Here is a 12,101-nt window from a genome sequence, read left to right on the forward strand (position 1 = left end):
ATGTCGACTATACCAGCGCCGCCGAGCGCGCCGGCGCCATCACCCCCGTCCCCGGCGGCGTCGGCCCCATGACCATCGCCTGCCTGCTGGCTAACACCCTCACCGCCTGCTGCCGCGCAAACAAACTCCCCGAACCAGAAGGCCTGACCGCCTGATACACGCGGGGCCGGATCGGTACGGGGCGCCGATCGTTTCAGAGTGCAAGGTACCCGATACCTGCAAATGCAACACAACACCCAAACCACTGCTGAGGTGCCATTTTTTCCTTCAATATGGCCCAGGCCAGAACTACGGTTAACAACCCAAAAACGGACGCCGAGACCGAGGCAAATTGTGCATTGGGCAAACCACCCGCTGCGACCACGCAAAGGATGGCAACCGCATCCAGAACACCCATCACACATAACAGGGGCATCGCTTGAGGTCCGGGCCAGATTGCTTTTCCAGATGCCACAGCAACCATCCCCAGGGTCAGGATTGCCGCCAATCGGCTGACCAGCGAGACCGAGTACTCGTTGCTAAGCTCGGTTGCATATTGTCCTAGGGCAAAGGCCGCCGCGAAACCGACGGCCGCAACCAGCGACAGCAGTATTGTTGGGCCTGTTGCCGGATACACCACCGCATCCCGTTCGGACTTGGCTGCGACCACGGAAACCCCGATACCAATCGCAATGACGGCAAGCCAATGCAGCGGGCCGATAGTTGCACCACGCCATATGGCCAGCAACACGGACAAGACCGGGTAACTCGCGACAAGTGGCGCAACCAACCGAACCGGGCCACGCTGAAAAGCGGCATACATGCTGATACCCGCCAATAGATAAAACCCGCCCGCGGCGACAGCGGTGAACACTGCGGCACCAGAAATCGAGTCAAATGTACCCAGCGTCACCGTCAGACCAAACTGAAGCACCGCGCCAGATATCAGCACGACCATCAGCGATGCGATCACGCTGACAGACTGGCTGACATAACGTACTGCCAGATCGTGTATCCCCCAGCAAAGTGCCGCGACCAGGCCAAGCGCCAGAGCAGTCATTTTGTCATCACCATCATCGGCTTCGTTTCAATCCGCTTGAGACCATGCATACGTCAAACTGTCACTGGTGTTAAACTTATTTTCCTGCTATGCAATAATATTGAAGCCAAAGGCAGTAAGAGGCAGCACATGACGTCTGCATTAGAGCAACTTGGCGGTGAGAGCCGGCTGCGCAGTCTGGTTGAGCGTTTCTATGATCGGATGGAAACGGATCCGGCAGTTTATTCCTTGCACAGGCTGCACTTTCGGGGCCATGGGCTGAACCACACCAGACAGGCCCAGTTCGAGTTTCTCAACGGTTTTCTGGGAGGGCGGGCCTATTACCGCGAACGATTTGGTCACATGGACCTGCGTGAAATTCATGCGCATGTCCCTATCCGCGAAGCTGATGCCGAGCTTTGGCTGGAGACGTTTGACGCCGCGCTGGCGGATTGCGGCATGTCCGGTCCGGTTGTCGACAGGATGCGCGTGACGCTGCGCAGGGCGGCGCTCATGCTGGTCAATGACGTACCTGACTGGCGGCTGGAGGCGGATGCGGGCGCAGAAGCCCGTGACACACAACTTGATAAGCGCAATTAACTTCGCGTGGCCTTCGTAGAAACAGGGCCGCCTATGACGCGGCCCCGATATGCAATCCTGCAATCCGACTTAGATATCGAGCGTGTTGTCTTTTTCCCAGCGCGAGAAATGGGAAACAAATGAGTTCCATTCCTGATGCTTCATTTTCAGGAAGGCTGACGAGAATTCGGCACCCATCATTGCCTTCAGCTCTTTGTCCTTGTCGTATTCGCGCAGCGCATCAAGCATGTTCAGGGGCAGTTTCGGTGCACCGCGTACCTTATGGCCTTCGGCATACATATCAATGTCCCAGCGCTTGCCGGGATCGGCCTTGGACCGAATACCTGACAGCCCGGCCGCGATGATGACGGCCTGTAGCAGGTAGGGGTTGGTTGCGCCATCGGGCAAGCGCAATTCGAAACGTCCGGGGCCGGGAACGCGCACCATGTGCGTGCGGTTGTTGCCGGTCCAAGTCACCGTGTTAGGCGCCCAGGTAGCACCGGACATCGTCCGCGGCGCGTTGATGCGTTTGTAGCTGTTCACTGTGGGGTTGGTAATCGCCGCCAGTGCCGAGGCGTGCTTCATGATCCCGCCGAGGAAGTGCTTGCCGCGTTCTCCCAGACCAACCTCGCCGGTGGGGCCGTCACCCTCTCCTGCGAAAACATTGGTTTTAGCGGCATCACCCGGCGCATCCCAGACCGAGATATGGGCGTGGCAGCCATTGCCGGTCAGCCCTTCGACCGGTTTCGGCATGAATGTTGCCCGAAGCCCGTGTTTTTCCGCGATCGATTTTGCCATGAACTTGAAGAAGGAATGCTTGTCTGCTGTGCGCAGGACATCATCGAATTCCCAGTTCATCTCGAACTGGCCATTGGCATCCTCGTGGTCGTTCTGGTACGGGCCCCAGCCCAGTTCCAGCATGTAGTCGCAAATCTCGCGCACCACATCATAACGGCGCATGACGGCTTGTTGGTCATAGCAGGGCTTTTCGGCTGTATCGAACGGATCACTGATCTGTTCACCGTCCGGGGTCATCAAAAAGAACTCGGCCTCGATCCCGGTTTTGACATGCATGCCCTCGCTTGCCGCTTCGTCGATCAGGCGGCGCAGAACATTGCGCGGGGCTTGCGCGACGTCCTTGCCTTCCATCACACAGTTGCCCGCCACCCATGCCACCTCTGGTTTCCAGGGCAGTTGGATGACGGAAGACGGGTCCGGAACCGCCAGCATGTCGGGATGCGCCGGTGTCATGTCGAGCCAGGTAGCGAAACCGGCAAAACCAGCGCCATCTTCCTGCATCTCGGCAATGGCCTGCGCTGGCACCAGTTTGGCCCGCTGTCCACCAAACAGATCGGTGAACGAGATCATGAAGTATTTAACGCCTTTTTCTTTTGCGAAAGCTGCGAGATCTGTCGTCACGATTGCTTTCCTTTCCCTGTTGAATTTTTGATTTTCAAAGCAAGAACGCGGCCCCCATTCAGGAGGCCGCGTCGCATATGTTCAGAACCCTTCCTTGCCCGGGTACCAACTGGTTCCCGCTAAGGGCACCCGCGCCATCGCGGCGGCCTCCATGGTCAGGGCACACAGGTCCTCCGGCTCGAGGTTGTGCAGGTGGTTGTGACCGCAGGCACGCGCAATGGTCTGCGCCTCTAACGTCATGACCTTCAGGTAGTTGCGCAGCCTGCGACCCGCTTCGACGGGGTTCAAGCGCGCGGCAAGCTCTGGGTCCTGCGTTGTGATGCCAGCGGGGTCGCGCCCTTCGTGCCAGTCATCATAGGCCCCTGTGGTCGTGCCCAGTTTCTGATACTCGGATTCCCATTTGGGATCGTTGTCGCCAAGGGCCACCAGAGCGGCGGTGCCAATGGCGACCGCATCGGCCCCAAGCGCCAATGCTTTGGCCACATCGGCACCTGTTCTTATGCCACCCGAAATGACCAACTGAACTTCACGGTGTACACCCAGATCCTGCAACGCCTGCACGGCGGGGCGGATACAGGCCAGTGTGGGCAAGCCAACATGTTCGATGAACACATCCTGCGTGGCGGCTGTGCCACCCTGCATCCCGTCCATGACCACGACATCAGCCCCGGCCTTTACCGCCAGTGCAGTATCATAATAGGGGCGCGTCGCGCCGACCTTGACATAGATCGGCACCTGCCAACCGGTGATTTCGCGCAGCTCAAGGATCTTGATCTCCAGATCGTCCGGCCCCGTCCAGTCCGGATGGCGACAGGCCGAACGCTGGTCGATGCCTTTGGGCAGGGTCCGCATTTCGGCCACACGGTCGCTGATCTTCTGACCCAGAAGCATCCCGCCACCGCCGGGTTTGGCGCCTTGCCCGACCACGACTTCAATCGCATCCGCCTTGCGCAGATCATTCGGGTTCATGCCGTAGCGCGAGGGCAGATACTGGTAGACCAGTTTGGTCGAGTGGCCCCGTTCTTCCGGGGTCATGCCGCCATCGCCGGTTGTGGTCGACGTGCCCGCAGCAGATGCGCCACGGCCCAAAGCCTCTTTGGCGGGACCAGACAACGCGCCGAAACTCATACCCGCGATGGTGATCGGAATGTCCAACTTGATCGGATTTTTCGCAAAACGTGTGCCTAGCGTTACCGAGGTATCGCAGCGTTCGCGATATCCTTCCAGCGGATAGCGCGAGATAGATGCGCCCAAAAATAGCAGATCGTCGAAATGAGGGACCCTGCGCTTGGCACCACCTCCGCGAATATCATAGATGCCTGTCGCGGCTGCGCGTCGGATCTCGGCATTGATGGGGTTGGAGAACGTCGCCGACTGGATCGGCAGGGTGCGGGGGATCTGATCGTCCATATCTTTCATACCCTTCTTCCTCAGTATGCGGCGGCGTTGTCGATGTCGAAATTGTACAGCTGCCGTGCCGAGCCGTAGCGTTTGAACTCTTCCGGTTTGGCATCACAGCCCGCACGGTCCAGCAGGTCTTTCAGTATCTCCAGATGCTCGGGGCGCATTTCCTTCTCGATACAATCGGCGCCAAGACTTTTGACCGAGCCACGCACGAACAGCCGCGCCTCGTAGAGTGAATCCCCCAGCGCATCGCCTGCGTTTCCGCAGACCACCAGATTTCCGGCTTGCGCCATGAAGGCGGACATGTGGCCGATATTGCCGTGCACGACGATGTCGATGCCTTTCATCGAAATGCCGCAGCGCGAGCTTGCATTGCCCTTGATCACCAGCAACCCGCCATGGCCGGTCGCGCCGGCATATTGGCTGGCGTCACCATCGACGATGACCTGACCGGACATCATGTTTTCTGCAACACCCGGCCCGACGGATCCTTCTACCTTGATGGTTGCCTGCTGGTTCATCCCCGCGCAGTAATACCCGGTCGATCCCTTGACCGTCACCTCGACCGGCGCATCCAGCCCAACGGCTATCGCGTGGCTGCCCTTGGGATTTACAATTTCCCAGCGGGTCTGGTTGGTCTCAGAATTTTGTGCCTGCAAGCAAGAGTTCAATCCGCGCAGCCCGTCTGCCTCTAGATCATAGGTCTGCATATCAGGCGGCCTTTTCGTGGGTTGTAGGGCTGTCGTTGTGCGACCAGAAATAAACGGTGGACGGTTCAGGTTCCCAAACTCGGGCATCTTCGATGCCTGGCAGGTTCACCAGGGCGCGATACTCGCTGCCAAAAGCCACATACTGGTCGGTTTCGGCCATCACGGCTGGTTTGCACGCGATCGGATCACGCACGACGCCAAAGCCGTCCTTGGTTCCCACGACAAAAGTGAAGAAACCGTCCAGATCATCAATGCTGGATTCCAGAGCCTCGCCCAAGGTGGCACCATTCATCATCTTCCAGGTCAGGTAGGCTGCGCCAACTTCGGTGTCATTCTCTGTTTGGATCGTTACACCCGCGCGGCGCAGTTTGCGACGCAACGAGTTGTGGTTGGACAGCGACCCGTTATGGACCAGACATTGGTCGGACCCTGTATTGAACGGGTGGGCACCCATTGTGGTCACCGCAGATTCCGTCGCCATGCGGGTGTGTCCGATGCCATGCGTGCCGCTCATTCCGCTGAGGTTAAAACGCTCGGCAACATCCTTCGGCAGGCCGACTTCCTTGTAGATTTCAAGGCTGTCGCCACGGCTCATCACCCGGACCGATGGGCGGATCTCAGCCAGCGCGGCGCGTGCAGCTTCGAACTGACCGGCGGGAACTTCCAAAACGGCATGTGAGTCGTTGTTTCTTTGACCAACAGATGTGCCCAGGCTTTTGCCCAACTCGTCCGCAAGGTCGACAAAATCGGTGTCGGGGTTGGGGGACTGAACCGTAATCTTGGTTTTACCCTCCGATTCTGCGCCATAAATCGCAATACCGGCACTGTCGGGGCCACGATCTGTCATCGTGATCAGCATGTCTGTCAGCATATTGCCCAGATGAGGAGCAAGGGACTGATCTTTGAGGAATAATCCAACAATTCCGCACATGGCTGGCAGATCTCCTTGTGTGTTTCGTTATGATTCGACGGTACCAATTATTCTGCGGGATATCAATAACAGCAGGAAAGTTTTTTTCCTGTCAGGCAATGGGCGCATCCATTGACCTTGCGCCCATTGCCGGTTCTCAGAACCGGATCAATAGCGTTCCAGCTGTGCTCTTACTCTGTCTTCGTCTCCTGCGTGACGGGCTTTTTCAAGGTGTTCGCCCTCGCGGACAAATTGGATACGGTGCCAGCCGACCCAGAAGACAACGCCGATGATGACCATCAGAATTTCGTACCCCTGGAAAGGATAGACCGGTCCGACTTCGGCAAGATCAACGGCCCAACTTGTATATCCGATTGTAGACATAACGTTCTCCTCTATTTCGCGGCTGCGCCGCGGGCGGCCAGCTCTTCTTTGTCAGCCGCGATGATCGCTGCTTTGGCATCTTCGTAGGCATGGTGTTCGGCGTAATCGAGGCCTTGAAGCTCAACCTCTTCCGGTATGCGAAGAACACCGGCAGCTGCCTGCAACTTGGCTACGATCCAACCGGGCATGAAACCCAGCACAAAGAACATTATGACTGCACCGGTGACCTGTCCGACCGGATTGATCGTCGCATATCCTTCGTAAGGCGACGACGGGACACCCCACAGGACAAACCCAGCAATGATGAGGCCAATGACACCTGAGTACCCGTGCACTGCAACGGCACCAACAGCATCGTCAAGTTTGAACCGGCGTTCGACCCAGTAGTGCAGCTTGTAAACAATCACGACCCCGATCGCGCCGATGATCATCGCCTGGATCGGGTGGTACAAATCATTGCCCGCGGACGCAGTGATAATACCGGCCAGCCCGCCCGAGAATGTCCAGAAGGCATCACCTTTTGAAACCACGTACGCGGCCATCAAGCCACCCGACAGAGACATCAGGAAATTAAAGGTGATCGCTGAGAGCGTCGTCGGAGCCAGATAGATGTTTGTTGCGGTCCAGGTCACACCAGTGATCTGCCCGTCAATCGCCTCGGGAGAGATCACCGGAACGTTGCAGGCTGCGTAGAAACCCCAGAAGCCGGTGTAGATCAGGAAAATCCCGATCGTCAGCATCCAAGGATTGTGAGGTGGAATATCCCGAGGAGTTCCGTCCTTAGCAAACTTGCCAAGGCGCGGACCCAGAACCATGATCACACCAAGCGCATACCCCCCCGCGATCGCGTGAATAACGCCGGATGCATAGGCATCATGATACCCCAGAACACGCACCATCCAGCCGGCATAGTGCCAACCCCATGCGGCATCGATGATCCAGAAGACCGACCCGATCAGCACCGCATGTACCCAAAGGGCCGAAGATCTGATCCGCTCGATCACCGAGCCGGAAACGATCGAGGCCGCGGTCCACGAAAACAGCAAGAATGCGGCCCAGAAGACCCCTGTGATTCTGTCGCCAAGGTTGGTGGCCATTGTGTCGGCCCAAGGCAGATTCGCGGCACCCGCTTCTGCATCCAGACCGCCCCAGAACGGAAAGTTCGGAAAGGCCCAATAGATCCACCATCCGAAGAAGAAGAACGTGACCGTCACCAGCGGGATGATCATGATGTTTTTCATCAATGTGTGCATGTGGTTACGCGCTCGGCTGGCGCCGACCTCGTACATGCAAAAGCCCACATGGATGAGGAACATGAAGACGACCGTTACCCAGTAATAAAACTCGGTAAAGACCGTCGTGAGTGCGTTTAGATTACCATCCACTTCGTAGTCTCCCTGTTGTTGCAGCAGGAGGTCCGCCCGCGCAGAATTTCCTGCTGGGAATATTTATCTACTCAGAGGACATTTTCATTTGCGACCTGTCAATAGATATGTGGGGCAAACACCTTTTAGGCCTGTCCGTAACCTACGCTTTGGCACACCAAAAACGGACCTAAACATTTGACAAACAACTAACAAATTCCTTTCTCAGGAATGTTTTCAGGGTGCAAAAATTGCAGGCAAATATTCCCAGCAGGAAAATTTTCTGCACTCAGGTGTTGATTTTCAATCCAACATCGGCCTCAATGTGGCCAACAAAAACGATCAACGGGAGACCTGAACCATGGCCATTCTTTGGAGGACGTCGGCCCTTGCGCAGCGCCATGCCGAGATCGGCGGCGAGCTTGAGGACTGGAACGGAATGGGGACCGCTTGGTTCTATGACCACAGCCCTGAACGTGCCAAAGCGGACTACGAAGCCATCCGCACTAAAGCTGGTCTTATGGATGTGTCCGGTCTGAAAAAGGTTCATGTGGTTGGCGAGGATGCCGCCTATGTTATTGATCGCGTCACCACGCGGAATGTGGAAAAAATCATGCCGGGCCGATCGACCTATGCCTCGATCCTGAATGCTGAAGGCAAGTTTGTTGATGACTGCATCATCTATCGTCTGTCGGTGAACACGTGGTTGGTGGTGCATGGCACCGGAACAGGCATGGAGCAGCTGACATCCGTGGCGGCAGGCAAGAACTGCTCGGTCATTTTTGACGACGACATGCATGATATGTCGCTGCAAGGGCCAGTCGCCGTTGATTTCCTGGCCAAGCATATCCCCGGCATTCGTGACCTGGCTTATTTCGGCATTATGCAGACCAAGCTTTATGGGTGCCCGGTGATGGTTTCGCGGACCGGGTATACCGGTGAGCGTGGGTACGAGATTTTCTGTCAGGCCAAACATGCTGTGCATCTGTGGGACAGCATTCTGGCTGACGGCAAGGACATGGGCATCGTACCGGTCCAGTTCTCGACACTCGATCTGCTGCGCACCGAAAGTTACCTGCTGTTCTATCCGGGCGATAATTCGGAAACCTATCCGTTCGATGGTGAGACGTGTGGTGATACGCTGTGGGAACTGGGTCTGGATTTCACTGTCTCACCCGGCAAGACCGGCTTTATCGGCGCCGAGAACCATTATGCCTCGAAGGGCAAGGAACGGTTCAAGATCTATGGCGTCAAGTTGGAAGGCACGACACCAGCGAATGAGGGCGCGGACCTGCTGCAGAACGGCGAAAAGGTCGGTGTTGTCACCTTTGGCATGTATTCCGAAATCAACGGGCATAACGTGGGTATCGCGCGGATGCCGGTTGCCTGCGCATCGCCCGGAACCAAGCTGACGGTGCGCAACGGAGATGGAACGGAAATAGCGGCGACTGCGGAAGAGATGCCGTTCTACGATCAGGATAAATCGATCAGAACCGCAAAGGGCTGAGTTTCAGGGGGCGCAACGGGCATACCGTGGCGCCCTTTTCCTATTTGAGGGTACAATGTCAAAGTTCGAATTTCCCAAGTCAATCACAAGCCGACCGATCTGGGGCACGCTGGAGGCTCGGCAGGGCGACCATCATCTCATGATCGCCGAAGCCGAAGGCGCCGAAGCCGTTCTCGACATCGCGACGCCTGATCTGATGGCCAAAACGCACCTGATCTATATCCCCAAAGGGACGGACTACTCGGAAAGGTTGCAGGCGCTGAACCCCGCGCAGTTCTACGAAGGACCTTCCTATGCGGCCGCGCTGCAACGCATCCGCCGCGTACTGGAGGACGCGCATATGGGACTGCAGGTCTATCTGAGCGGTACTGAGGGCATGATGGGACAGGCCATGAATGAGGTGACAGCAGTCGGCCTGCCACACACGGCAATACAGACCGAGCATCGCGGTTCGGTTGCACGCCGGATGCAATGTGTGCACTGCAAAGGCATCACCGAAAATGTCGAGGTTGATCCATTTGTCTGCTCGCATTGCGGGCTGAATCTGTTCGTGCGCGATCACTACTCCCGCCGGCTTGCCGCCTATCAGGGTGTCCGCGTCGACGCCGAAGATCATGGCAACGTGCCCGAGCCGAAAGGGATTTACGAATGAGCGGTGCCGAGAAAATTCAGGTCAAAGTGACCGAAATCACCCCGCTGAATGAACTGGTGACGCGGTTCCGGTTCGAACGCATCGACGGCGGTCAGTTGCCAACTTTTTCCGGCGGAGCGCATACCGTTGTCGAAATGAAGGATGGCGGTATCACACGGCTTAATCCTTATTCCCTGATGTCCGACCCGTTTGATCAGTCATCCTATACGATCTCGGTCCGGCGTGATGACGAAGGCAGGGGCGGTTCGTTGTTCATGCACCGTCAGGTCAAGCTGGGTGATGAAATGACAATCAGCTACCCGGTTAACCTGTTCTCGCTTGACTTGCGCGCCCGCAAGCACCTGTTTCTGGCCGGTGGCATTGGCATCACGCCTTTTCTGGCGCAGATCAAGCAACTCGAACTGCTGCACGGGCACTGGGAACTGCATTACGCGTGCCGCAACACGGCATTGGCGTCTTATGCCGAGCAACTGACAGACAGGCATCCGAATGAAACCCATCTGTATTACGACGACCAAAACCAGCAGATTGATCTGAAAAACCTGCTGAGCGGGCAACCCTTGGGAACGCATGTTTATGTCTGCGGTCCCAAGGGCATGATTGAGTGGGTGCGCAACACCGCCGCTGCCGAAGGCTGGCCCGAGGATTGCGTCCATTACGAAGAGTTTCTGGCACCGCGACCCGGCAAACCGTTCGAAGTGCGGTTGGCCACATCGGACAAGGTTATTCATGTGGGCGAGAATGAAAGCCTGCTGGAGGCGATCGAACGTGAAGGGGTGGATGCTCCGTATCTGTGCCGCGGCGGGGCCTGTGGCCAATGCGAAACCGTTGTGCTGGATCATGATGGCAATTTCGTTCACCGCGACCACTGGCTGACCGATGAGGAAAAGGCAGCGGGCAAGAAAATCATGCCCTGTGTATCGCGTTTCGAGGGCAAGTCCCTCGTGCTGGACCGCTGAGAGGAGGCCCAACATGACCATTCAATTCAACGACGAGTCCTTCCGCGACGATTATACGTTTCATAACTCGGACTGGGCGATAAAACGCTTTCCGTTTCCGTTCCACGAAGACAGCTACATGTATTCGGTCAACATGGAACAGCATCGCGGCGGGCCCGAAGGGTCAGTCTATGAAAAGCGGTTCGATGTGGACGAACATTATGTTTCGGAAATGAAAGACCGCGCCATCGTTCTGGATCAGGACCCGCTGCGTTGCCAGTCTTTGCCACACATGACATTGGCGGGTTGGGACATTCTGGAACTGATTATGGTTTGCAAGTCCGAGGATTACCCGGACCTGTTTGAACTGCACCGCAACGGCAACCAGTGGCGCTGGGTCAACAAACCATTGGGGATTGATCACAGCTTTACCTTCATGGATGAAACCACCCTGCCCTGCGGGCCGATAGAATATATCACCCGTCAGGCCCAGGGTGACTATGCGGTGCTTGATCAACGTGACGACATGCTGTGGATGGATGCCGGAATGGTGACCACCCAGGCCGACTGGAGCCTGGATTTCGACATTGGCATGAACTTTTTCGAATGGCACGCCCCGGTGCCACTGGCCCACGAGATGGGTATCTTTCAGCGTGCGCTGAAATTCTTGCTGAGCATTCAGCAGGGTGCGCCCGCGCGCCGCCTGAACTGGACCATGACGGTCAACCCGCTTTTGGATACCAGCCCGGAGAACTACCATAAATGGGGTATTCAGAAAACCACGCTGACACCGGAGAATATTGGCCAAAAACAACATCTTCGGGTCGAGTTGCAGACATTCTTCCGACTGCCGCGTTCAAACGCGCTGTTATTCCCAATCCGCTGTTATCTGTGTAGTTTTCAGGATCTGATGACTGTACCGAAATGGGGTCGTCGCCTGCATCGTGTTGTTCGTGACCTGCCGGTGGAACTGGCAACCTACAAAGGGTTCATCGACAACCGGCCGCTGATGCTGGACTATCTCAGCCAGTTCGACGACGGGTTGCCCACCTCGCCCGGGGTCTGGCCGGATCTGGAAACGGAACCCCCCTTGTCAAAGTAAACCGGCAATGTCAGGTGTCTTGGCGGGATTGCCAACTTATTCTGCACTGATTGCAAAAGTCTGATGCGGGTACGATCACGCGGTCATGTCAAGTGCGTAGCTCCGCCACTGATC

At 56.8% G+C, this 12,101-nt stretch carries 12 protein-coding genes and 1 pseudogene; 6 read left to right on the top strand and 7 right to left on the bottom strand.

Translation table 11 applies throughout. The annotated features are described in order from the left end of the window. Window positions 1–155, top strand: a pseudogene (locus ACR0JI_RS21375) (bifunctional methylenetetrahydrofolate dehydrogenase/methenyltetrahydrofolate cyclohydrolase); the annotation flags it as partial. Between the two features lie 38 nt (window positions 156–193). On the opposite strand, the gene ACR0JI_RS21380 reads toward ACR0JI_RS21375, so the two are convergent. Then, window positions 194–1,039 (bottom strand): EamA family transporter, encoded by an 846-nt coding sequence (locus ACR0JI_RS21380; protein ID WP_480496579.1) that lies wholly within the window; start codon window positions 1,037–1,039, stop codon window positions 194–196. 129 nt (window positions 1,040–1,168) lie between these two features. Here ACR0JI_RS21380 and ACR0JI_RS21385 point away from each other — a divergent pair, with 129 nt between their 5' ends. Continuing rightward, the gene (locus ACR0JI_RS21385) at window positions 1,169–1,618 is read left to right on the top strand and encodes a group II truncated hemoglobin (RefSeq protein WP_480496577.1); all 450 of its coding nucleotides are present in this window, start codon (window positions 1,169–1,171) and stop codon (window positions 1,616–1,618) included. A 69-nt stretch (window positions 1,619–1,687) separates the two neighbouring features. Here ACR0JI_RS21385 and glnT read toward each other — a convergent pair whose 3' ends face one another. The 6 genes from glnT to ACR0JI_RS21415 all read right to left on the bottom strand — a co-directional run bounded on the left by glnT (window position 1,688) and on the right by ACR0JI_RS21415 (window position 7,809). After that, window positions 1,688–3,016 carry a type III glutamate--ammonia ligase gene (gene glnT / locus ACR0JI_RS21390; RefSeq protein ID WP_480496575.1) on the bottom strand — a complete coding sequence of 443 codons (1,329 nt, stop codon included), beginning with the start codon at window positions 3,014–3,016 and terminating at the stop codon, window positions 1,688–1,690. 81 nt (window positions 3,017–3,097) lie between these two features. Beyond that, window positions 3,098–4,426 carry an FMN-binding glutamate synthase family protein gene (locus ACR0JI_RS21395; protein WP_480478657.1) on the bottom strand — a complete coding sequence of 443 codons (1,329 nt, stop codon included), beginning with the start codon at window positions 4,424–4,426 and terminating at the stop codon, window positions 3,098–3,100. 20 nt (window positions 4,427–4,446) lie between these two features. Next, window positions 4,447–5,130 (bottom strand): protein GlxC, encoded by a 684-nt coding sequence (locus tag ACR0JI_RS21400; RefSeq protein ID WP_480478530.1) that lies wholly within the window; start codon window positions 5,128–5,130, stop codon window positions 4,447–4,449. A gap of 1 nt (window position 5,131) precedes the next feature. After that, a complete protein-coding gene (locus ACR0JI_RS21405) occupies window positions 5,132–6,061 on the bottom strand; it encodes a class II glutamine amidotransferase (protein ID WP_480478532.1) in 930 nt (309 codons plus the stop codon). A gap of 147 nt (window positions 6,062–6,208) precedes the next feature. Further along, complete coding sequence (locus tag ACR0JI_RS21410; protein WP_480478534.1) at window positions 6,209–6,424, bottom strand: hypothetical protein; 216 nt, start codon at window positions 6,422–6,424, stop codon at window positions 6,209–6,211. An 11-nt stretch (window positions 6,425–6,435) separates the two neighbouring features. Then, a complete protein-coding gene (locus tag ACR0JI_RS21415) occupies window positions 6,436–7,809 on the bottom strand; it encodes an ammonium transporter (protein WP_480478536.1) in 1,374 nt (457 codons plus the stop codon). Between the two features lie 340 nt (window positions 7,810–8,149). Here ACR0JI_RS21415 and ACR0JI_RS21420 point away from each other — a divergent pair, with 340 nt between their 5' ends. From ACR0JI_RS21420 to ACR0JI_RS21435, 4 genes are read left to right on the top strand one after another with little or no spacing between them, the layout of a single operon-like run. Then, window positions 8,150–9,295 (top strand): aminomethyl transferase family protein, encoded by a 1,146-nt coding sequence (locus ACR0JI_RS21420; RefSeq protein ID WP_480478538.1) that lies wholly within the window; start codon window positions 8,150–8,152, stop codon window positions 9,293–9,295. Between the two features lie 55 nt (window positions 9,296–9,350). Further along, complete coding sequence (locus ACR0JI_RS21425) at window positions 9,351–9,947, top strand: dimethylamine monooxygenase subunit DmmA family protein (RefSeq protein WP_480478540.1); 597 nt, start codon at window positions 9,351–9,353, stop codon at window positions 9,945–9,947. Then, entirely contained in the window at window positions 9,944–10,906 is a 963-nt protein-coding gene (locus tag ACR0JI_RS21430) for a PDR/VanB family oxidoreductase (RefSeq protein ID WP_480478542.1), read from the top strand. The genes ACR0JI_RS21425 and ACR0JI_RS21430 overlap by 4 nt, the downstream gene beginning before the upstream one ends. 13 nt (window positions 10,907–10,919) lie before the next feature. Continuing rightward, complete coding sequence (locus ACR0JI_RS21435) at window positions 10,920–11,987, top strand: heme-dependent oxidative N-demethylase family protein (protein WP_480478544.1); 1,068 nt, start codon at window positions 10,920–10,922, stop codon at window positions 11,985–11,987. Window positions 11,988–12,101 lie beyond the last annotated feature (114 nt).

Source organism: Ruegeria sp. N10, assembly GCF_056531545.1.

Bases quoted from the DNA above. Each gene is read 5' to 3' on its own strand.
- ACR0JI_RS21395 (WP_480478657.1), bottom strand. From the start codon at position 4,426: ATGGACGATCAGATCCCCCGCACCCTGCCGATCCAGTCGGCGACGTTC.
- ACR0JI_RS21380 (WP_480496579.1), bottom strand. From the start codon at position 1,039: ATGACTGCTCTGGCGCTTGGCCTGGTCGCGGCACTTTGCTGGGGGATA.
- ACR0JI_RS21435 (WP_480478544.1), top strand. From the start codon at position 10,920: ATGACCATTCAATTCAACGACGAGTCCTTCCGCGACGATTATACGTTT.
- ACR0JI_RS21400 (WP_480478530.1), bottom strand. From the start codon at position 5,130: ATGCAGACCTATGATCTAGAGGCAGACGGGCTGCGCGGATTGAACTCT.
- ACR0JI_RS21430 (WP_480478542.1), top strand. From the start codon at position 9,944: ATGAGCGGTGCCGAGAAAATTCAGGTCAAAGTGACCGAAATCACCCCG.
- ACR0JI_RS21425 (WP_480478540.1), top strand. From the start codon at position 9,351: ATGTCAAAGTTCGAATTTCCCAAGTCAATCACAAGCCGACCGATCTGG.
- ACR0JI_RS21385 (WP_480496577.1), top strand. From the start codon at position 1,169: ATGACGTCTGCATTAGAGCAACTTGGCGGTGAGAGCCGGCTGCGCAGT.
- ACR0JI_RS21410 (WP_480478534.1), bottom strand. From the start codon at position 6,424: ATGTCTACAATCGGATATACAAGTTGGGCCGTTGATCTTGCCGAAGTC.
- ACR0JI_RS21420 (WP_480478538.1), top strand. From the start codon at position 8,150: ATGGCCATTCTTTGGAGGACGTCGGCCCTTGCGCAGCGCCATGCCGAG.
- ACR0JI_RS21405 (WP_480478532.1), bottom strand. From the start codon at position 6,061: ATGTGCGGAATTGTTGGATTATTCCTCAAAGATCAGTCCCTTGCTCCT.